The sequence below is a fragment of the Eggerthella guodeyinii genome (assembly GCF_009834925.2).
Lineage (GTDB): Bacteria > Actinomycetota > Coriobacteriia > Coriobacteriales > Eggerthellaceae > Eggerthella > Eggerthella guodeyinii.
Map to the genome: position 1 here is coordinate 1,938,837 of NZ_CP063310.1, position 21,111 is coordinate 1,959,947.

Here is a 21,111-nt window from a genome sequence, read left to right on the forward strand (position 1 = left end):
GCGCCGCCCGTCGACGGCGCTACCGCAAGCGGGAGCGGAGCGCGCCCGCGGAGAACTCCGCCCAGGAATACGAGGGGAGGTAGGTGCCGCGATAGGAGTTGACGGCCGCCGGGTCGCCGTCGAGGAACCGGTAGCTGTCGCAGTCGACGGCGCCCGGGTCGATGGCCAGGCTGTTCCAGCCCTTCACGATGACGTCGCCGGCGCGGGCGGCGGCGAGCGTGGAGCGCAGGTCGGCCACGAGCGACTGGTAGTAGCTGCGCTGCGACGCGGTGCAGGGCTTGTCCTCCCAGAGCGCCGCGCAGGCCTCGCGCGCGGTGAGGGTCGCGCCGCGCCGATCCACCAGCAGCGCCAGCAGCTCCTTCGTCTTCGAGCGCTTGAACGCGAGGGGCTTCCCGTCGACGAACGCCTCGAAGCCCCCGAACGTCTGGATGCGCACGCGGGCGTGCCGGTCGAGCGTGCGATGCTCGTACACGAAGGTCAGCTCGCGCTCGAGGGCGTCGGCCTGCACCGGCTTGAGCAGGTAGCCGGTGGCGTGCAGCGCGAAGGCGTCCACCGCGTACTGCTCGTAGCTCGTCACGAACACGACGTGCAGGTCGGGCTGCAGGTCCTTGAGGCGCTTCGCCAGGGCGAGCCCGCCCATGCCCGGCATCTCGATGTCGAGGAACGCCACGTCCACCCGATCGGCCTCCGCGTGCTCGAGGGCCTCGCGGGAGGTGGCGAACTCGAGCGGCTCGCAGCCGGGCTGCAGGCGTCGCAGGGTGCGGACCAGGTCCTTGAGCGCGAGGGGCTCGTCGTCTACGGCGATGATGTTCACCGGGGGCCTCCTTCCTCGCCGCCGCGATCGCCGTCGGCGCGCGGGATGCGGATCGTCGCCGTCGTGCCCGCGCCGGGTTCGCTGCGCACCTCGAGCGTTCCCCGGCACCCGTCCGCCAGCCGCGCGCGCACGTTCTGGATGCCCACATGCACGCGCCCGTCGCCCGCGGCGGCCCGCGCGGCGTCGAAGCCCGCGCCGTCGTCGCTCACCGTCACCACGCTGACGCCCCCGTCCTCGCAGGTGGCGATGCGCACGCACCCGCCCTCTTCCCGCGCGGACACGCCGTGGCGCACCGCGTTCTCGGCCAGCGCCTGCACGGTGAGCGGCGGCAGCCTGAAGGCGCGATGGGCGATGTCGAACTCCACCTGCAGCCTCGTGCCGAAGCGGCGCTGCTCGAGGCTGAGGTACGTCATCGTGTGGCGCAGCTCGCGCTCGAAGGGGATGGGCTCCTTGCTGGTGAGCGAGGCCATGTTCTCGCGCAGGAACAGCGAGAAATCGTTCACCGCCCGCGCCGCCTCGGCGGGGTCGCTCGAGCACAGCTCGCGGATGCCGGTCAGCGTGTTGTACAGGAAGTGCGGCTGGATCTGGCTCAGCATGATGTCGGAGCGCGCCTCGGCCAGCTCCTGCTCGCGCCGGGCGAGCAGCGCCTTGCGCTCGGACTGGATGCTCAGGAACACGAGCAGGATGGCGAAGGCCACGGCGGTGTTCATGAGCGCGATGCCGAACCACGCCACCTGGATCGCCTCCGCCGCGATGGGCAGCGCGATGTAGCCGGCGAAGCCCAGCAACTCCTTGCGCTCGAGGCAGGAGCGGTAGCGCACCACGATGGCGGCGTTGCGCAGGTGCAGGATGACGGGCACCGTCTGCGCCAGCCAGAACAGCGGTCCGCGCGCGTAGCCGGTCGCGGGGTCGACCGAGTAGAACATCCCGTTGAACAGCGAGGCGACGCACCCCGCCATGTAGAGCGAGAACAGGACGACGGACAGCCGGAGGTAGTTGTGCGGCAGCGCGGTGCGCTTCGAGAGGAAGGCGACGATGTAGCCGGTGAAGCACAGGAAGAGGGGCGCCGGAGCCGCGTAGAACAGGAACGTCCCCGCGAGCATGACGGCGTGCTCGGTCCCGTTCAGCGGCGCGGCGAACGCCCAGGACGTCAGGTCGCCGAGCGCCATGACGGCGTTGCACGCGCAGATCCCGACGAAGCACCGGTTCGCTTGATCGCGGCGATCGCCGCCGATCAGCACGTATGATCCCAGCACTGCGCAGAGCAGGGCGCTGTACCCGTCGAGCGCTACGTTGAGCTGGTGCAAGACGCCCTCCTTACAGGCGATCGCCGACCTTTCCCTCGGCGATCGCCGCTCAGCATCGCGGTCTCCGCTTGCGGGCGAACGCGAAGGCCGCGGCGGCGGAGCATGCCGCGATCGCGCCGACGACGGCCAGCGCGACGGCGCTCGGCGATCCCTCGTCGCCGGTGGAGGCGAGGCGCTTCGCGACGGGCGCGGCGGCGCCCTGCTCGTCGCCGCCGCCCGCGGGCCCGCCAGGGGCGGCAGCGGGGTCTTTCCCGAGCGACAGGAAGTAGGTGACGAGGTAGCCCTTGTCCGCTTCCGCGCCCGCCGCCGTGTCCTGGCGCGCGACGCGCCCGGCCTCCACGGCGTCGGAATGCTCGGCGGCGCCCGCCTCTCCTCGCAGCCCGACGCGCTCGAGCGCGGCCAACGCTTCGGCTTCGGTCAGCCCGACCAGGTCGGGGACGGCGACGGCCTCGTGGATGGGCGGCTCGGCGATGGGGTCGGCGTAGGCTTTGAGGGCGAAGTTGTCGTAGTCGAAGGTGCTGGTCCCCGTCTCTTCGACGGCCTTCGCCTTGATGGCGGCGACGTCGTCGGCCCAGTCGGTCCAAACGCCGTCCTCGAGAAGGCAGCTCTCGCCGGGGTTCACCACGCCGACGGAGTAGACGATGCCCTTATCCTCCTCGGGGAGGTTCTCGTTGACCTTCTCCAGCCCCTCCTCGTTGAGCGCCCGGTCGGTTAGCACCGCGTATTGGCCGTCGGCTTGCCGAAGCGTCACCACGACCGAGAAGCGCTGCCCCTTCTCGAGGGGGAAACCGCCTTCGTCCAGCTGGATGCGGTGGTAGCCTCCGTACTCGTACGTCCTGCTCTCCGCGGTCAGGAGCTCGCCGTCCGTCGGGTTCTCGAACCCGTCGTTCAAACGGTACAGCTCGTAGGTGGCCGTCGTGTTCGGGCTCGCGGTCTCGCAGGACAGCGAGCGCACGAGCTGGTTCTCCTCGGCCTCGAACACGTTGGCCATCGCCACCTCCTCGTCTTTCTGGATGGCCGCCACGCCGTCGGAGGGCATGTAGTCGTACTGGTTGACGAAGTAGTAGCCGGCCTCGGCGTCGGGCTCGAAACCCTCGGTGTAGAAGTCGAACGATTCGGGGACTGATATGCTCCGGTCGTAATAGGAAAGGTAGAAGTACCCCTCCCCGTCGACGCCCCACCCGTTGATCGGGGTGCCCTCGAAGCCGTTCGGGAACGATTCGGAGCTCGATCCCCAGCTGTTCTTGACGATCCAGGCGCCGTCGCCCGGGGGCTGGTGGCCTTCGAGGAAGTTGTCTGCGCCGTACGCGTCGTCCCAGCCGACGATGGCGACCGCGTGGGTCGCCTCGGCATCGGCGTCGTAGGTGTAGTGCGCCCAGGCGTTGTCGTTCGCGTTGATGTACTTCGCGGGATCGGCCTGGTTCGGCTTCGATTGGTCGGCGGCGAAGGCTATCTCGACGGCGCGCCCCTCCTTGAGCTCGCCTTTGATGGCGTCGGTGCCGGCGGGGTCGTACCGGTACGCGCCGTCGGCGTCCTTGCTGGCGGGCGAGGGGAGCACGCAGCTCTCCTCCAGTTCCATGACCTGCGCGAAGCGTTGGTCTTCGGGAACCGACCAGTCGCCTTCGGCGGAGTAGCAGTAGGGGAACCTCGCCCCGTCGGTCGGCCTTTCGACGTACTCGACGTCGCCCGCCTTGTTCCGGTAGGGGGCGTCCGATTCCAGCACGGGGCCGATGCCGGAAGACAGCACCGAGGTGACCGTGTACAGCATGCCGCCCTCGTTGAGGATGGCGTTGGGGTCGCTCGACGTGGAATGGCGCCCTTCGCCTGCCTGCGATCCCGCGTCGTCCGCCAGCGGCGTGTAGGCGAACCAGGCCGTATGCAGCTCGGAAAGATCCAGCACCTGGCCGGCGTCGGCGTTCCAGCCCAGCTCGGACATGATGCTCGTCTCGCACGCCGCGATGGCGCCGAAGCTCCAGCACGTGCCCCACGGGTTCTGGAGTTTCACGGGCGTGACCAAGCCCTCGTCGCGCAGGTCGTACGTTGGGGGAAGCGCCTCGCTCGAGCGCGCCGCGACGACGGCGTCCGCGTTGGCGTAGGCGGTGACGTCGCGCAGGTCGTCGATGTTGCCCGTGAGGGCGTAGCGGTTCAAGGCCTGCTCGCTTTTGGCGGCGAACCGGTCGACGACGTCGCTTTCGCGAGGCGCCTCCTCGGCATGGGCGAGGGCGGGGGCGAGCCCTGCCGCCAGCGCGCATGCCAAGACGATGCGGGCCAGCCGCGGGAAGGGCGTTCTTGCGGTCACGTGAACCTCCGATTGCGATTGTTTTCGATGCGACCAGCGCACCATATCGTCCGCCGAACAACAAAAGTACAACAAACGGGGAGCGTCGCCGGCGGGGAAGGAGAGGCCGGCGGCGTTCGGGTTGGAAGCGGAGGCCGCGCGGAGCCCCCCCCCTCGTGCGCGGCGGCGGCGCTTGGGCGGCGCGGGCGGCGTCGTTGCCGGCGCGGATGGCCCCTTACGCGCGCCGGTCGCCCTCGCTCGCCGCTGGCGAGCCGTTGCGGGCGAGGAGCATGAGCTCCTGCTGCGAGTGCACGCTGCATTTCGAGAAGATGCTGCGCACGTGCGTGCTCACCGTGTTGATGGACACCACGAGCTCGTCGCGGATGAAGGGCCGGCTGCGACCGGCCAGCAGGAGGGCGGCCACGTCGGTTTCGCGGCTCGTGAGGCCGTAGGCCGTCTGAAGGGCCTGCGCTTCCTGCCGGTGCAGCAGGGCGATGCCGCCCTCGCCGCCGCCGTCGGCCGCGTCGGCGCGCATTCCGTCGCGGTCGCCGTCGCGCGCGGCGCTCGGCCGGTCGAACAGCCAGGCGGGGTTGAACCCGGTGACCATGGCGGCGAAGATCACGGCCGCCATGAGCGCGATGGACACTTCCATCATGCCGTGCGCGTCCATCGACTCCACCACGTACAGGCCGACGACGCATCCGGCGAAGATGCCGAGCCCCTCGCCGAACGCGTAGGCGCCGAGCAGCCGCAGGGCGTTGCCGTGCGAGCGATGCAGGCGCTTGCACATGCCCACCCAGCTGCCGAACTGCACGCCGAACATCCCGAGGAAGTTGATGGCGTAGGCCAGCATGCGCAGCTCGGCGTTGTCGTAGTCGGCGAAGATGGGCAGGTAGCTGAGCATGAACAGCGGCAGGCTCCACCGGTAGGCGAGCGAGATGTTCAGGTAGCGCGACATGCGCAGGCACAGCAGGAACATGGCGAGCGACAGCACGCAGGCGCACGAGAACGGCAGCAGGTAGTGGGTGAAGCGATCCCCGGTGAGGCTCGGCGTCGATATGATGCGGAAGAACGCCACCTGCACCCACGATACCGCTATGAGCGTGGCGAACGAGAGCAGGCCCTGCCGACCGCCCTCGTCGCGTTCCGGGCGGCCTCGCCCGGCCCTCGGGGCTTCCGCGCGCTCGGCGACGTTGCTGCGCACGGCGAAGAACGTCGAAGCGGCGATCATGAGGGCGAGCGCGACGAACATGGGCACGTGACCCTGCTTCGTCAGCAGCAGCACGAAGTACAGGGCGAAGGCCAGCGTGAACGACAGCGGGATGGCGAATTCCGCGTACGCCTCGTCGTAGGAGCCGAGGCGTACGCCCCACAGCATGATGAACAGCGCGATGGCTGCGCCGGTCAGCGCCCCGCCGAGCGGGTAGAGCTGCCAGAACAGGCCGGGGAAGTCCGCCCAGGCGGTCATGGTGACGTAGTTTCCCACGACCGCGCACGCGAGCGCGAGCGCGCCCAGGACGCGCCCTTTCAGCAGGCGGTCGGGCATCGGGACGAAGCGGGCGGCCACGATGCCGGCGATGCCTCCCAGGGCTTCGAAGAGCCCGCTCACCATCCAGACGTGCTCGAGGTTGTACACCGTCGTCACGCCGACCGGCGAGTTCTCGTAACTGGCCAAGCCGCAGCCGAACAGGCTGCAGTACACCCACGCGAGGAAGAGCGCGAATCCCAGGGTTTCGCGCAGGTATGGCGATTTGTAGCGAGCGCAGTATTCTCTCATGGTTCCTCCCGCGCACGATTATAGGGCATCGGGCGGCCGCGCCTCCCGGGGATGGAAAGCTCACCACCTCGGTTGTAATTCTCTGACCAGGCACGATGCAAAACTCACTTGATCAGGTGAGGCTCGATCGCCCGATTTTCCCGCCAAAAATCCCTCGACTAGGTGATGAAGCGCCCGCTGCGGGGGCGCTAGACTCCGCACTCGGAGAACCCCGAATGTCGAAGGAGGAGAACGAATGGGGGACATGAACATGGATCGACGCACGTTCGTCGAGGCGATGGGGGCGCTCGGCGCGCTGTCGCTCGCAGGCGCGAGCCTGGGAGCGCAGCCGGCGGTCGCCGTCGCCGCCGAAACCGCTTTCCCGGAACCCGGGACGGGCAAGCCCATCGAGGCGCGCATCGATCCCGAAACAGGGGACGTCGCCGTCAACGAGGACGTGATCGTGCGGTACTCGGGCTGCGTGGGGTGCTACAGCTCGTGCGGCAACCGCGTGAAGCTCGACCGGGCAACCGGGCGCGTGCTGGGCGTGGGCGGCAACCCGTACAACCCCGCGTGCGCGTACCCGTACCTGAACCACGAGGAGCCGCTCGAGGAGGCGTACCGCTCGATGAGCTACGCCAACGGCAAGGGCAACCTGCTGCACGGCACGGTGTGCGGGCGCGGCAACGGCACGCTCGACGCCGTCAGCCAGCCCGATCGCATCACCGTGCCGCTCAAGCGCGCCGGCAAGCGCGGCGAGGGGAAGTGGAAGCCCATCGGCTGGGACCAGCTTATCAAGGAGGTGACCGAGGGCGGCAAGCTGTTCGCCGACATCGGGGAGGATCGCGACGTCGAAGGGTTCAAGGCGCTCTGCGACGCGTCGACGCCGATGAACGCCGAGCAGCCCGATCTGGGCCCCGTGTCGAACCAGCTGGTCATGCTGGGCGGCCGGGCCGACGGGCGCGGCGCGTTCAGCAGCCGCTTCGCCGCTTCGTTCGGAACGCTCAACCAGTACGGGCACGTGTCCAGCTGCGCCGGCGCCAACGGCGCGGGCTCGCTTCTGCAGGAATCGGTCAACACCATGATGCCCGACCCCGAGGAGGCGGAGTATGCGCTGTGGTTCGGCGGGTTCCCCGGAGCGAGCGGGATCAACTTCCAAAGCTCCGCCAAGCGCACCACGAAGAACCTCGCCGCCGGCAAGCTCAAGATCGACGTCATCGACCCCACGCTGGCGAACGGCGCCGTGACGCCCACGATGCCGGGCATCAGCTGGGTCCCCATCAAGCCGGCCACGAACGGCGCGTTCGCTTCGGCCCTGACGCGCAGCATCATCGACGGCAAGCGCCACAACGCCCGGTTCCTGGCGTTCCCCAACCAGGAGGCCGCCGTCGCGGGCGGGTATGCCTCGCACACCAACGCCTCCTACCTCGTCATCGTCGACGAGGGGCATCCGAACCACCGCAAGCTCATGCGCGCGGCCGATGCCGGCATCGACGCTCCCGAGGCCAAGGACAAGGCCGGCAAGCCGGTGGAGCAGTACGTCGTCGTCGACGCGGCCACCGGGGAGCCGGCCTTGCACTCCCAGTGCTCTCAGGGCGCGCTCGAGTACGAGGGCGAGGTGAACGGCGTCAAGGTGCGCACGGGCTTCCTCCTGCTCAAGGAGACGGTGAGCGCCTACACGATGGACGAGTACGCCGAAATCACGGGCGTTTCCGTCGACGAGCTCGAGCGCATCGCGAAGGAGTACGCCTCCCACGGCGTCAAGGCGTGCATCTGGGCCAACGGCGGTTCCTGCATCGCGGTCAACGGGCTGGACGCCTCCATGGGCACGGTCGTGCTGCGCGCCCTCATCGGGTCGAACCAGATGACCGGCGGCAACGTGCCGTACAGCATGACCCCCGTGGCCATGGGCAACGGCGCGCGCTACAAGCTGAACGACATCGAGGGCAAGCCGGACGTGTCGGCCAAGAACGCCACGGCCATCGCGCGCACGGGCAAGGCATGGGAGGGCACGGCCGAGTACGCCAACCGCGTCGCGGCCGGTGAGAAGGATCCCAAGCCGGCGCTGCCCTGGTACCCCAACGCGCCGCTTTCGGACGCCCAGACGCTCATGTCCATCGTCAACCGCTACCCCTACCAGGCCAAGATCCTCACCACGTGGATGAACAACGTGCTGCAGGCCACGCCGGGCGCGATGCGCGACGAGGTGATCGACCGGTTCAAGGATCCGGCGTACGTGCCCCTGCATATCGCCTGCGACCTCGTCATCGGCGAGGGCACCCAGTACGCCGACTACGTCGTGCCCGACGTCAGCCAGTACGAGAGCTTCGGCATCCCCCAGGTGGGGACCGCGTTCACGGGCTACGGCAGCACGGTGCGCTGGCAGGTGAAGGAGCCCGAGAGCATCCGGCTCGACGACGGCCGCCATGCGAGCTGGGAGGCGTTCCTGGCGGACGTGGCGAAGGCGTGCGAGCTGCCCGGTTGGGGCGAGGGCGCCATCAAGGACGTTGACGGCAAGGCGTGGCCGCTCGACGACGCGGTCGACTACTACCTGAAGGCGGTGGCGAACCTCGCGTACGGCGAGACGCCGGTCGAGGACATCGCGCCCGAGGAGGCGCGCCTGCAAGGCCTCGACGAGCTTCCGCCCGCGTTCGCCGACGCGGTGTCGGCCGAGGAGTGGCCGAAGGTGCAGAGCGTGCTCTCGCGCGGCGGGCGCTACTGGCCCATGTCGTTCATCTTCGGGGACGACGGCCGCAGCAAGTGGTACAAGGACAACTACTGCGCCTTCGTGTACAGCGAGAAGCGCGCGCTCGCGAAGAACTGCTACTCGGGCGAACGGCTGCCCGGCACGCTGCACTACCGGCCGCAGACGTTCAGCGACCTGTCGCCCATGACCGAACGGTTCTCGATCGACGAGTTCCCGTTCACGGCTTCCGAGCACAAGCCGCGCTTCCGCTCGGTGTCGATGCTGGCGAACAGCCCTATCATGCGCGACCTGTGCGATCACAACTACATCGAGATCAACGAGGAGGACGCCGCCGCCCTCGGCATCGCCGACGGCGACGAGGTCAAGATCACGAACCCGATCGGCGACGTGAGCACGGGCGAGGCCATGGTGCGCGCCGGGCAGGTGAAGGGCGCGTTCAGCTCGTCGTTCGGCTACGGGCACCGCGCTTACGGCGCGCAGGACATCGAGGTGGACGGAAAGCTGGCGAAGGGCAACCCCGCCATCGCCGCGGGCGTCTACGTGACGACGATGCTCGATCCCACCGTCACGGCCGACGGCGTGCTCGGCATCATCGCGGACAACGACGCCTCATGCCCCGGGCGCTCCGGCGGCATGTTCAACATCGAGAAAGCGTAAGGAGGAGCTCCCATGAGCGAACGGAGATTGGGGATGGTCGTCGACCTCGCGCTCTGCATCGGCTGCAACGCATGCGCGGTGGCCTGCAAGCAGGAGAACGACGTGCCGCTGACGAAATTCAACACGTGGGTGGAAAGCTGGGACGTGGACGACGGAGGGCGCATCCGCCGCGCCAACCTGCCGAAGCTGTGCAACCACTGCGCGAACCCCGCGTGCGTGCACGTATGCCCGACGGGCGCCAGCTACGTGGACGCGGACGGCTCGGTGCAGGTCGATGCCGGCAAGTGCATCGGCTGCAAGTACTGCATGGCCGCCTGTCCCTTCGGCGTGCGCTACGCCAACGAGGAGACGGGCGACGTGCACAAGTGCACGTTCTGCCACCACCGCACGGCCAACGGGCTGCTGCCGGCTTGCGCCGGGACGTGCGTGACCCATGCGCGCGTGTTCGGCGATCTGAACGACCCCGACAGCGACGTCTCGAAGCGGCTGGCCGCGGCGGACGACGCGGGCGTGCTACTGGCCGACATGGGCATGAGCCCGTCGGTGCACTACCTGGGCTTGGACAAGACGATGGCGATGGAGCGCGTATCCGCCGTGCACAAGGGCGGCAACGTGAAAACGCCGTACGAGGGGAGGCTGTAATGGTGTGGGACGGTATCGTCGCCTGCGACCTGTTCTTCGCCGGGTTGGGCGCGTGGGCGTTCGTGTTCACGGTGCTGGCCGGCGGCAGGGGCGCGGCGGCGCGCAAGGTGAAGCTGATCGGCATGGGGACGGCGTTCGTCGCCGTGGCGCTCGGCGCGCTCATCCTGGCGGTGGACGCGCGGGGCGGGCTTTTGAACCCGCTGCGCTACCTCAACCTGCTGGGCAACTTCGGGTCGGTGATGACGTGGGGCGTGGTGCTGATCAGCCTGTTCCTGGCGACGGCGTTCGCCTGCCTCGTGCTGCTGGCGCGGCGCGAGGATCCGCCGCGCGCCCTCGAGCTCGTCGGGTCGGCGCTGGGCGTGGGCGTGTCGCTGTACACGGGCGTGCTGCTGAGCACCGCCCCGGCGTTCCCCCTGTGGAACCTCGCCGTGCTGCCGGCCGCGTTCGTGGTGTCGGCCGCTTACACGGGCTACGCGGCATACGGCCTGGCCGCGCGCTTCGCGGGCGCGGAAGGCCAGGCTGCGCCCGCGTGGATGGGCAAGGCGGGCATCGTGCTCCCCGCGGCGGAGGCGCTGCTGGTCGCCGCGCTCCTGGCCGTGGTGGCGGCGACGCAGGGCAGCGCCGCCCCGTCCGCGGCGGCTTCCGTGGCCCAGCTGCTGACGGGCGCGTACGCGACGGCGTTCTGGGGCGGCGTCGTGGCCGTGGGATTGGCGGCGCCGTGCGCGCTCGCCGTCGTGCGCGGCAGGCGGGGCGTTGGGGCGCCCGGCTGGATGGGCCCGGTCGAATGGGCCTGCATCCTCGTCGGAGGCCTCGCGTTCCGCTACGTCGTCGTGATGGCGGCCGTGCCGCTGTTCGCCTAAGGGAAGGGGGTTCGAAGATGAACGAGGAGAAGCCGTTGGCGGCGGATGCGTGCCGGGGGTTCGCCGTCATCGCCCGCGCGTGCGCCGCGGCCCTGGCGAGCGAGCCTGACGAGGAGGTTGTCGACGGCGTGCGCCGGGCGGCGCGGGCGGTGGGCGACGCGCGGTTCGATGGGACGAGGGCCGATGCGGTTCTTCGGCAGCGCTACTACGACCGGTTCTTCGTGTCGGCGAGCCCCTTCTTCCTGCCGCTGTGCGAGAGCAGCGTGCGGGGCGCGGCGGAGGAGGGCGGGCGCCTGAGGTACGCGCCCGCCGGCGGCGCGCGGGCCGATCACGTGCTGGCGTGCTATCGGGCCGCGGGCTTCGAGCACCGCGGCGTCGGCGGCTTCGATTTGGCCGTCAGGACGCTGAAGCCCGACTCGATGGTCGCCGAGCTGGCGTTCATGGCCTCGCTCGCCGAGGCCGCCGCGAACGGCGCCGAAGGCCCCGCCGCGGCGCGCCGGTCGGCCTGCCTGCTGCGGCAGTTCGCGCGCGAGCACGCCGTCGGCTGGTTCGCCGCGGCGGCGCGCTGCGCCGCGCGCGCCGACGACGATTTCTACGCCGGCGTATGCGCCTTGGCAGCGCGGGCCGCGGAAGCCGTCGCCTGAGCGAGCGGGATGCGGGAGGGGCGCGCGATGCGCCCCTCCCTTTTCGTGCGCGCGGCGCTTAGACGGCGCGGCCGACGTCGTTGCCGGCGCGGATGGCGAGCGCGATGTTGAACGGGGCGTCGCAGTCGCCGATCGCGTAGGTTTCCGCAACCGACAGCCCGTCGAGCAAAGACGTGTTCGGCACCATCTCGGCGCCGTCGACGATCGCGTCGCAGTCGACGGTCACCTCGGTCCCCACCTCGGTTGCGATGACCGCCTTGCCGCCCGTGGCCTCCTTGATCGAGGCTTCCGGCCACACCTTCACGCCCAGCGAGTACAGCGCCGTGGTCATGAAGCGCATCGCGTGCTGGGATTGCTGCATGTCGAGGTCCGCGTTGGCGTGGGGCGTGACGATGGTGACGCGCTTCTTGCGCACGGTCAGCCACAGGGCGCAGTCGAAGGCCTGGGCGTTCGAGCCGTATACCACGACGTCGTCGCCCAGGTCGGCCGTCATGAACGAGTCGAAGTCCACGACGGGCACGTCGCCGGCGATGTCGGCTTTGTCGCGCGTTCCGCCTACCGCCAAGATGACGGCGTCGGGAGCCTCGGACTCGATGAACGCCCGGTCCACCTCCTTGCCGGTGGTGACGTTCACGTTGGCGAGCTCGAGCTGGCGCTCGAGGTAGGCGGCGAGGTCGTCGAGGTTCTCGTGGGGCCCCTTCACCATGCTCGCGAACGACAAGAGGCCGCCGAGCGTGCCGCTCTTCTCGTACAGCGACACCTCGTGCCCGCGCTTCGCGGCGATGCGCGCCGCCTCCATGCCGGCCGGCCCGCCGCCGACGACCATGACCTTCTTGGGCGAGGACGCGGGCTCGAGCTCGTAGGCGGCCGGCCCGTTGTCGGTCATCACGCGCTGCGTGAGGGCGTTCACGCGGCAGTAGCCCATCATGCGGTTCAGCTCGTTGCTCCCGATGTGGCAGTGCAGGCAGCGCGTGCAGGGGGCGATCTCGTCGGCCCGCCCGTCGCGGAGCTTGGCGACGTACTCGTTGTCCACGGTCAAAGGGCGGGTCATCATGAAGAAGTCGACCTTGCCGTCGGCGAGCGCCTGCTCGAAGAAGTCGGGCGCGTGCGCCGGGTCCATGTAGGTGACGGCGCCGCAGGGGATGTCGACGGCCTCCTTGTAGCGCGCGACGACGTCGAGCAGCATGCCCGCGCCGCTGTGGTCGGCGATGAGCGATCCCTGGAAGTGGCGGCTGAAGTCCCATTGCGTCCCGTAGCCCGTCGCGCCCTCGATGCCGTACAGGATGAAGTACAGGTCGCTCGCGAACTGGCAGGGATGGTTGCCGAGCGGCCCGAGGCGCAGGTGCAGCGAGTCGCATCCGGCGGCTTCGAAGAGCTTGGCGAACTCGATGCCCTCCTCGATGGTGATCACGAGGTTGCTCGGCGCGGTCAGGGTGTTGTCGAGGTCCATGAGCGTCGCGTTGTTGGTGAGGTTGTCGTTCTCCTCGACGCAGTCGATGAGCATCTGCACGGCGAAGTCGTCGCCGCACGCCTGCTTGATCTTCTCGATGCACTCGGTCGCGAAGCGGGCGCGGTCCTCCAGGCTGCCGATGCCGTACTGGTCCGTGCGCGTGTTGTGGAAGCGCGAGAGGAAGTGCTCGCCGATGTTGAAGCCCGCCGCGTTGATCTCGAGCGCCTTGAAGCCCATGGCCTGGATGGTTCGGGCGAGGTCCGCGGCGACGTTCTCGAAGGCGAGGATCTCGTCGACGGTGAGCTCGGCCACGTCGGGCGCGAACTGGGCCCATTGCAGGCCGAGCGAGGCGCCGTACCGGGCGCATTCGTCGACGAGGCGCTTGCAGAACTCCTCGGCGTCGGGCGCGGCGGCGTCCCCGGTGATCAGCGACACGAGCTCGCCTTCGACCCAGATGATCTCGACGCCGCCCTTCGCGAGGTTCACGTAGTACTGGAAGAACTCGTCGGTGAGCCCGCCCAGGTACGTCGCCGAGCCGGCCGCCGACTTGATCATGCGATGGCTCGATTCCATGGCGCCGATCTTCACGGGCGAGAAGAGCGTCGAGAAGTCGGTCGTGCTCTGCCGGTAGTCGTAATCCTGCGGGTTGAGGTACGCGGCCGCGATGAGCTCCGCGCCGTCCGCCCCGGCGCCCGAGCCGGCCGTCGCCGCGTCGCCGGAGGCCTTCGCCCCGGAACCCGCGCTCGGCGCGCAGCCGACCAGCCCGGCGCCTGCGGCGGCGATGCCCGCCGCGCCGAGACCTGCGAGAAAGCCCCTTCTCGATACTTCGATTCCCATACGTCCTCCTCTTGTCGTGGTCCCTCGAGCGCCCCGATCGCCCTCGCGTCGTGCCGATGGTCGCCGGCGGCGCTCCTTCGCCCGATGGCGATAGGGAAAGGCTACGGAACGGGAGGGGGAAACGCCTCACATACGCCATGTGAAATGCGGGAAACGGGCCTCCGATTTGCCACATGGCGCGGGCGATTTTGGGAAGAGGCGCTACAATGGGGCGAACGAAGGAGAAGGGGAGGATCGCTTGGTGCGTGCACGGTGCCGGATGCCTGTCAAGGCCGTGCGGCAGGGGCGGAGGGGGTAGCGTGAAGGATCGTGTGATCAGATGCCTCGGCCTGTCCTCGGTTCTGCTGATCGGGGTGCTGACCATCTGGGGCGGGTTGCCGCTGGGCGCGCTGACGCAGCTGGGGCTGTCGGAGATACTGAAGTGCTGGTCCATCCCCCTGTCCATCGCGCTCGGGCTCGCGTTGAGCGCGGCTCTGCTGAAGCGGGGCCGCCCCACGGCGCGCTTCCTCGCCGCGGCCGCGGTGGCGGCGGGCGCCTTCGTGGGCGGCGGCTACGCGCTGCTCCTCCTCGGGCCGGGCGCGCTCGATCGGACGATCGCCGCGGTGGCCTCCTCCGTCCTCGCGGGAATCGGCTACGGCCTGTTCTCGCTGCTGTGGCAGCACGTGCTCTCGCGGCTCTCGTTCGACGACATGACCAAGACCCTGCTGCTCTCCTTGGCCATGGGGTCGGCCGAGTACCTGCTCCTGTTCGCGATCCTCGGCGGGCGCCTCTGGACCGCGTTTCCCGCGCTCGTCGTTGCGGCGGTCGTCCTGTGCCTGCTCGCGTTGCGCGCTCCGGCCGCCCCTGCCGACGACGGCGTGCGGCAGGGCTGGCGGGGAGCCGGGCTGCGGGATTTGGCGAAGGAGGTCGGCAGCCCGCTGATCTGCGTGTGCGCCATCGCGTTCGCGGTCGCCCTGACGAGGACCATCACGCTCGACGGGATCGAGAACTCCGACGCGATCAACCTCGTCGCCAGCGGGTGCATCATCGCCGCCTCGCTGATCCTGTACGCGGCCTGGTACGTGCCCGGCGGGAAGCGGTCCGTCTTCAGGAAGCTGAGCATACTGGGGATGTACCGCATGTTCTTCCCCGTCGTCGTGACCGCGCTCCTCGCGCTTTCGATAGCGGGGGACGCGCTCGCCCTTCCCGTGGCCACCCTGGCGTACGTGCTGTTCTCGTTCGTCGCGGTATTCATGATGTCGACCAGCGTCACCATCGCGCGGCGCTACGGGCTGTGGTCGCCCTACGTGTACGGGGCGTTCGCGGGCGCGACCTACTTCGCGTTCGCGGGCGCGACGGCGCTGGGCGCGTGGGTGTACTACCCGCGAAGCTTCGGCGCGGCCACGCTCCCGGTGATCGTGCTCGTGGTGTTCTACATCCTGGCGATGTCCTACGCGGCGATCCAGGCGCGCAGGAGGGGCCTCGACGAGCGCGCGGGGGGTCGCGCTGCGGCGGGCGACGGGACGCAGGGGCCCGCCGCCGTCCCCACCGTCGTCGACGAGGTCGCGCAGCGATGCGCCTTCCTGGCGCAGGAGGCGGGGCTCACGAAGCGCGAGCGCGACATCCTGCTGGTGCTGGCGCGAGGCAGGGACGTCCCCAGCATCGCCAAGCAGCTGTACATCTCCGAGAACACCGTCCGCTCGCACAGCAAGAGCATCTACCGGAAGCTGAAGATCCACTCGAAGCAGGAGCTGCTCGACCTCCTCGAGACCGTCCCGGTCGACCGCGGGTAGGGCGCTGCCGACCGGGAAGGGCGCGATCGGCAGCGCAGGGGAGGGCGCGGTCGCCCGCTGTCGTTACGCTTCCGGGAACAGCCCTTGGGCCAGGGCGAGGCCCTGCGACATGACGGCCACGCCGGCCGGCCCCTTCGCCGTCTCGCCGATGGCGTAGAGGCCCTCGATGGGCGTGCCGTCCTCGCGCAGCACGACGTAGTTGTCGGCCGGGTCGTTCACGAGGCCGCCCGAGGTGATGTGCATGGCCCAGGTGCGGGGGCTCGCGTAGAACGGCGGGTTCTCGATGGGGCTCAGCTCCGAGAAGTTCGTGCGGCCGAAGTCGGGATCCTCGCCGGTCCGCGCGATCTCGTTGTAGCGCTCGACCGTCTCCTTGAGCGCCGCGCCGCCGCAGCCGATCTGCTCGCCCAGCTCCTCGATGGTGTCGGCGCGGTAGAGCTGCCCCTGGTCGATGAGGCTTTGCAGATTATGGCCGTAGCGGTTGACGTCGCCGTTCACGCGGCTCGTGTCCTGGTCGCTGATCATGAACATCATCTGGTCGGTCTGCGCCATGATGTTCTCGGTCATGGTGTAGCGGTCGAGCACCTCGTTCATGAAGCGCTTGCCTTCCTTGTTCACGATGACGCAGTCGATGTCGTCTCCCACGGTGGTCTCGTCGGTCGCGTTCTTGCAGTCGGCGAAGGGGAAGGGCATCTGCAGGTGCATGTTCCCCACGGCGGCTCCCACCGCAAGGCCCATCGTGATGCCGTCGCCGTGGTGACCGTAGGCGTTCGTGGTGGGGATGGCGCTGTTCTCGGGCCAGTTCCATATCTTGTTGTACGCGCGCAGCATGTCGGGGTTGCCGGAAAACCCGCCGGTCGCCAACGCGACGCCCTGCGTTCCCCTCACCCGGTACACGGTGCCGTCCTCGGCCTGCGCCACGACGCCCGTCACTCGGCCGTCTTCGACGACGAGCTCGGTCGCCGGGGTGTTCAGCAGGACCTCCACGGGATAGCCGTTCCGGTCGATCATGTCGTTGTACAGCTCGAAGTAGCTCTGCCCGCACACGCCCTCGGCCGGCACGGCCCAGCGCGGCCACGGGAACCCGACGATGCCGACCACTTCCTTGAACGAGAAGCCCTCGGCGATCAGCCAATCGCCGAAGTCGACCTCGCGCTGGCAGACGCGCAGCGAGCCCTCGTAGCCCTCGCCGGACGGCAGCGTGTACTCGAGCGGTTGGAGGTACTTCGAATCGAACACCTTCTTCGTCCCGCTTGCCTGCCAGTCGGCCCATTCCTGCTTGAGCGCGGCCAGATACGACGGGTCCACGGCCGATCCGTCCCCGGCGGCCAGCTTCTCCTCGAGTTCCTGGATCTGCATGTCGGTCATGTCGGGCCGCAGGTCTGCGGGCGAGCCTGCGTACTCGAGGTAGCCGCCGCACACCAACCCGTTGCCGCCGACGTTGCAGCTCTTCTCGAGCACGACGACGTTCGCCCCGCGCTGGGCCGCGCCTACGGCCGCCACCATGCCGGCCGCGCCTGCGCCCACCACCACGAGATCCGCTTCCAGCTCCCTGGTCTCGGCGGAGCGCGGCGCCGGGGTGTAGTTCCCCTTGAGCTTGCCGGCGTTGCCCCCCGCCTGCTTCACGCAGTCCTCGACGGCGGCGAGGATCGCCGTGCTCGTGAGCGTCGCGCCCGTGACGGTGTCCACGCCGAGCGACTGGTGCTCCACGATGCGCGCCGGCACGTCGGCGACGGCGCGGTCGCAGATGTACTTCGTCTCCTCGAGCTTCACCACGTCGACCTTCTCGATCGCCTTGTCCGAGAACGCGACCTCGACTTCGACGGGCCCGAACTTCCCTTGCCCGCTGGCCGAGTAGGTGCCGGCCCGGTACGCCCCTTCGGCCCCCTCGGCCTTGGGCGCGCAGCCCGCGATGCCGAAGGCGGCGACGGTGATGCCGGCGATCGTGGCCGTCCTGACGAAGGCGCGGCGCGAGATCGGTGCCTGGTTCATGATGGTTCCTCCCTTTCCTTGGGGCACGGCGTCGTGCCCGGCGTTCGATGCCGCGCCCAGTATGCGCATCCCGCCGATCCCTCCGCATCCACCGCGCCTCGATTTCGAGGGTATTGTTGTAACCTGCCCTGTAACCCGTCGGATCGCGGGCGATTTCACCCTCGCTCCCGCGCCGCGCCGCGCGCTCGGTCTGCTACTATGGCCGCATGGGCTACGGCGATCGGGGACAGAGCAGGCAGGGGATGGACGACGAGGGCGCGTTCAAGGGCCGCCGTCGCGTCGCCGAGCTGCGCTATCTCTCGCTGTGCTTCTTCGGGTTCGCGTTCATCCGGGCATGGGACGACGTCGCGTTCTTCCGGTTCGCCCAGCTGTTCCCCGCCAGCGCGCTCGTGGGCAAGGACTTGTTCATCCTCGTGATGGTGCTGGCCGTGTTCCTGCCGGGCGTGGTGTTGGCGCGCAGGATCGCGCCGCTGTACCGTCGACGCGCGCTCGTGAACCTCTCCGTAGGCGCTTTGACGGCGTCCACCGCGGCGTCGTTCGCCGCGACGGCGGTTCCCGGCGCGCACGAGGCGCTCGCCGTCGCGGCCGTCGTTGCGGGCGGCGTCGGCGCGGCGCTGTCCATCCTGTTGTGGGCCGAGCTGCAAAGCTGCTTCGACCCGTTCCATATGGTGCTGTACGTGTCGGGGTCCTTTTTCCTGGGGTCGGTTCTCGGATGGCTCTGCATCGGCCTCGATCCCGTCCGCTCCGCAGCGGTTCTGCTGCTCCTGCCCCTGCTCTCGCTCGCCTGCATGAAGGCGGGGTTCCGCAAGATCCCGGTTATCGACCTGCCCAAGCGCTCGTGGAGCACGGTGCGCTTTCCTTGGGGGCTGATCGTCGTGCTCGGCATCTACCAGTTCGTGTTCGGGCTGCGCGGGGGTTCGGCGTCGTTCGAGGGCGGCATGCTGATCGGGGGCACCATGGCGGTGTCGGCGGCGCTGTTCGCGGCGGTGTACTTTCTTTCGCACCGCTTCGACTTCACCGCACTGTTCCGCACGCCGTTCGTGCTGGTCACCTGCGGGCTGCTCATGGAGTTGCTCGCGTTCTCGGTGGGCAGCGCCGTGGCGGGCTTCTGCATCTCGGCCGGGTACGCGCTCATGTTCCTCGTGCTCACCATATTGCTGTGCGACCTCTCGCACCGCTACGGCACGTCGGTGCTCGTGCTGTGCGGCGTCCAGGAGCTCACCACGCTCAGCATCGTCGGAGGGCATGCGACGGCGGAGGCGATGAACGAGGGCTTGCTGCCCGTTTCGCTGAACGACCCGCTGGTGACGGGCGTGCTGGCCATCCTGGTGGTGCTGGCGACGGTCGCGTTGCTGTCGGGGGAGCGCCGCTCGCGCGAATGGGGCGCCACGTTCTTCGGCCTGCACGAGAAACCGCACGACGACTCGCTGGCGGAGCGCTGCGACGAGGTTGGCCGCAAGCGCGGCCTCAGTCCGCGCGAGCGCGAGGTGCTGCAGCTGCTCGCGGCGGGGAAGGGGTCGGCCTACATCGAGCGCGAGCTGTGCATCGCCAACGGCACGCTCAAGTCGCACACGCGGCGCATCTACCAGAAACTCGACGTGCACAGCCGCGAGGAGCTCCTCGAGATGGTTGCGCCCGTTGAGCCCGTTGAGGAAGGCGCAGGCGAACCGCCCTCCCGCGCCTGAGCGGCCGGCCGGCGGAGGCGCTTCACTCCGCCGCGGGGGCGGGCTTGGGGGCGGCGCCTCCGCGGGCGAGGTCGATGAGCTCCTGCTGGGAGTGAACGTCGCACTTCGAGAAGATGCTGCGTACGTGCGAGCTCACCGTGTTGATGGACACCGTCAGCTCGTCGCGGATGAACGGGCGGCTGCGGCCCGCCAGCAGCAGCGCCGCCACGTCGGTCTCGCGCTCGGTCAGCCCGAAGCGGCTCTGGAGGTCGGCGGCCTCCCCTTGGAAGATGGCCTCGAGGTCGGCGCACGGGTTCGCGCCCTCCTCCGGCCCCTCGGCCCGCCGGCGGCGCGCCGAGGGGCTGCGGTAGAACACCCAGCTGGGGTTGAAGCCGGTGGCCATGGCCACGAACACCACGAGCGACATGAGCACGAACGACAGGGTCATGATGCCCTGCCCGTCGAGCGCCTTCACGGCGACGAGGCCGATGAGGCTGCCGACGAAGATGCCCGCGCCCTCGCCCAGCGCGTAGCGGCTGAACAGGTCCGTCGTTTTGCACCCCATGCGGCGCAGGTACTTGCACGCCCCGATCCAGCAGCCGAACTGCACCCCGAACATTCCGAGGAAGTTGATGGCGTAGGCCAGGATGCGCAGGCCGGGGTTGCCGTAGTCGACGATGATGGGCACGTAGCTCAGCATGAACAGCGGCAGGCTCCACCGGTAGGCCAGCGACACGTTCAGGTAGCGCGACATGCGGATGCACAGCAGCAGCATGGCCAGCGACAGCACGCACGCGAACGAGAACGGGATGAGGTAGTGGGTGAACCGGTTGCCCGACAGCGCCGGCGTCGAGATCACGCGGAAGAACGCGATCTGCACCCACGAGGCGAACGCGAGGATGACGAACGAGCGCATCCCCGGGTTGCCGCAGGGCGCCTTCCCGGCGCAGGGCTCGGCGGCCTCGGCGGACGGCGCGGGCGCGTCCGTGCGGGCGAGCCGCATCGAGGCGAAGTTCATGACGATGACGAGCGCCAGCACCACGAGCCCGCTCTCCTTGGTCAGGAGGATGACGAAATACAGCAGGAACGAGATGGTGAACGAGCAGGGGATGACGAACTCGAGCCGCGCCTCGTTGAGGCGGCGCAGGCGCGCGCTCCAGATGACGGTGAACAGCACGATGGCGAAGCCGGTGAGCGCGCTGCCCACCACGAACACGCGGTCGAACAGCACGACGCGGTCGTACCAGGCGAGCCAGATGAAGAAGGCGCCCGCCGCCGCGAGGACGGCGGCCGCGAGCGCGACATGGCGCCGTTGCAGTAGCTCGTCGGCCTGGGGCAGCTTGCGCGCGACGACGATGCCCGCGATGGCGCCGACGGCCTCGAACAGCCCGCACATCATCCAGATGTACTCCAGGCCGTACGACGAAGGCGCGCACATGAGCGTCTCGTCGACGGTGGCCAGGCCGCACCCGAACAGCGCGCAGTACACCCACGCCAAGAACAGGGCGAAGCCGACGGTCTCGCGCCAATGGGTCGACAGGTTCTGCCGGAAATGATCGATCATACGCCCTCCCTCGTACGGGTAACCAGTATAGCGTGCGACCGGTGGGGCGCGCCGGTCATAGTTACGTCTCACCTGATCGTTGACCTGGGCATACGCAAATTTCACCGGATTAAGGTGAGACGCTTTTCCCGGTTGCGGGACGGGAAAACGCCTTGATCAGGTGATGATCG

The 21,111-nt window shown here is 69.1% G+C and carries 13 protein-coding genes; 6 read left to right on the forward strand and 7 right to left on the reverse strand.

What is annotated here, in order from left to right:
- Positions 1 to 19 precede the first annotated feature (19 nt).
- The 4 genes from GS424_RS08010 to GS424_RS08025 all read right to left on the reverse strand — a co-directional run bounded on the left by GS424_RS08010 (position 20) and on the right by GS424_RS08025 (position 6,176).
- Entirely contained in the window at positions 20 to 814 is a 795-nt protein-coding gene (locus GS424_RS08010) for a response regulator (protein ID WP_160941640.1), read from the reverse strand.
- Positions 811 to 2,121: a sensor histidine kinase gene (locus tag GS424_RS08015; protein ID WP_160941639.1), complete on the reverse strand. Its 1,311-nt coding sequence runs from the start codon at positions 2,119 to 2,121 to the stop codon at positions 811 to 813. The genes GS424_RS08010 and GS424_RS08015 overlap by 4 nt, the downstream gene beginning before the upstream one ends.
- Positions 2,122 to 2,170: 49 nt before the next feature.
- Positions 2,171 to 4,420 carry a lectin like domain-containing protein gene (locus tag GS424_RS08020; RefSeq protein WP_218958892.1) on the reverse strand — a complete coding sequence of 750 codons (2,250 nt, stop codon included), beginning with the start codon at positions 4,418 to 4,420 and terminating at the stop codon, positions 2,171 to 2,173.
- Positions 4,421 to 4,634: 214 nt separating this feature from the next.
- Complete coding sequence (locus GS424_RS08025; protein ID WP_160941637.1) at positions 4,635 to 6,176, reverse strand: helix-turn-helix transcriptional regulator; 1,542 nt, start codon at positions 6,174 to 6,176, stop codon at positions 4,635 to 4,637.
- 235 nt (positions 6,177 to 6,411) lie between these two features.
- Between GS424_RS08025 and GS424_RS08030 the strand changes: the two genes are divergently transcribed.
- Genes GS424_RS08030 through GS424_RS08045 form a run of 4 tightly spaced genes read left to right on the forward strand, consistent with a single transcriptional unit; the run spans position 6,412 to position 11,665 of the window.
- Positions 6,412 to 9,519: a molybdopterin dinucleotide binding domain-containing protein gene (locus GS424_RS08030; protein ID WP_160941636.1), complete on the forward strand. Its 3,108-nt coding sequence runs from the start codon at positions 6,412 to 6,414 to the stop codon at positions 9,517 to 9,519.
- 12 nt (positions 9,520 to 9,531) lie between these two features.
- Positions 9,532 to 10,161, forward strand: coding sequence for a 4Fe-4S dicluster domain-containing protein (locus GS424_RS08035; protein WP_160941635.1), 630 nt, complete (start codon positions 9,532 to 9,534; stop codon positions 10,159 to 10,161).
- On the forward strand, positions 10,161 to 11,021 hold the full coding sequence (gene nrfD, locus GS424_RS08040; protein ID WP_160941634.1) for an NrfD/PsrC family molybdoenzyme membrane anchor subunit: 861 nt from the start codon (positions 10,161 to 10,163) through the stop codon (positions 11,019 to 11,021). Before GS424_RS08035 ends, nrfD begins: the two co-directional genes overlap by 1 nt.
- Positions 11,022 to 11,038: 17 nt before the next feature.
- The gene (locus GS424_RS08045; protein WP_160941633.1) at positions 11,039 to 11,665 is read left to right on the forward strand and encodes a molecular chaperone TorD family protein; all 627 of its coding nucleotides are present in this window, start codon (positions 11,039 to 11,041) and stop codon (positions 11,663 to 11,665) included.
- 58 nt (positions 11,666 to 11,723) lie between these two features.
- On the opposite strand, the gene GS424_RS08050 is transcribed toward GS424_RS08045, so the two are convergent.
- Complete coding sequence (locus tag GS424_RS08050) at positions 11,724 to 13,952, reverse strand: oxidoreductase (RefSeq protein ID WP_193666558.1); 2,229 nt, start codon at positions 13,950 to 13,952, stop codon at positions 11,724 to 11,726.
- Between the two features lie 299 nt (positions 13,953 to 14,251).
- On the opposite strand from GS424_RS08050, the gene GS424_RS08055 reads away from it, so the two are divergent.
- On the forward strand, positions 14,252 to 15,724 hold the full coding sequence (locus tag GS424_RS08055) for a LuxR C-terminal-related transcriptional regulator (RefSeq protein ID WP_160941632.1): 1,473 nt from the start codon (positions 14,252 to 14,254) through the stop codon (positions 15,722 to 15,724).
- A gap of 63 nt (positions 15,725 to 15,787) precedes the next feature.
- Here the strand turns inward: GS424_RS08055 and GS424_RS08060 are convergent, their stop codons facing one another.
- Positions 15,788 to 17,713 (reverse strand): FAD-dependent oxidoreductase, encoded by a 1,926-nt coding sequence (locus GS424_RS08060; RefSeq protein WP_160941631.1) that lies wholly within the window; start codon positions 17,711 to 17,713, stop codon positions 15,788 to 15,790.
- Between the two features lie 242 nt (positions 17,714 to 17,955).
- Between GS424_RS08060 and GS424_RS08065 the strand changes: the two genes are divergently transcribed.
- Positions 17,956 to 19,398 carry a helix-turn-helix transcriptional regulator gene (locus tag GS424_RS08065; protein WP_160941630.1) on the forward strand — a complete coding sequence of 481 codons (1,443 nt, stop codon included), beginning with the start codon at positions 17,956 to 17,958 and terminating at the stop codon, positions 19,396 to 19,398.
- Between the two features lie 22 nt (positions 19,399 to 19,420).
- Here GS424_RS08065 and GS424_RS08070 read toward each other — a convergent pair whose 3' ends face one another.
- Positions 19,421 to 20,941: a response regulator transcription factor gene (locus tag GS424_RS08070; RefSeq protein ID WP_160941629.1), complete on the reverse strand. Its 1,521-nt coding sequence runs from the start codon at positions 20,939 to 20,941 to the stop codon at positions 19,421 to 19,423.
- Positions 20,942 to 21,111 lie beyond the last annotated feature (170 nt).

Bases quoted from the DNA above. Each gene is read 5' to 3' on its own strand.
- GS424_RS08025 (WP_160941637.1), bottom strand. From the start codon at position 6,176: ATGAGAGAATACTGCGCTCGCTACAAATCGCCATACCTGCGCGAAACC.
- GS424_RS08030 (WP_160941636.1), top strand. From the start codon at position 6,412: ATGGGGGACATGAACATGGATCGACGCACGTTCGTCGAGGCGATGGGG.
- GS424_RS08035 (WP_160941635.1), top strand. From the start codon at position 9,532: ATGAGCGAACGGAGATTGGGGATGGTCGTCGACCTCGCGCTCTGCATC.
- nrfD (WP_160941634.1), top strand. From the start codon at position 10,161: ATGGTGTGGGACGGTATCGTCGCCTGCGACCTGTTCTTCGCCGGGTTG.
- GS424_RS08045 (WP_160941633.1), top strand. From the start codon at position 11,039: ATGAACGAGGAGAAGCCGTTGGCGGCGGATGCGTGCCGGGGGTTCGCC.
- GS424_RS08050 (WP_193666558.1), bottom strand. From the start codon at position 13,952: ATGGGAATCGAAGTATCGAGAAGGGGCTTTCTCGCAGGTCTCGGCGCG.
- GS424_RS08060 (WP_160941631.1), bottom strand. From the start codon at position 17,713: ATGAACCAGGCACCGATCTCGCGCCGCGCCTTCGTCAGGACGGCCACG.
- GS424_RS08065 (WP_160941630.1), top strand. From the start codon at position 17,956: ATGGACGACGAGGGCGCGTTCAAGGGCCGCCGTCGCGTCGCCGAGCTG.
- GS424_RS08070 (WP_160941629.1), bottom strand. From the start codon at position 20,941: ATGATCGATCATTTCCGGCAGAACCTGTCGACCCATTGGCGCGAGACC.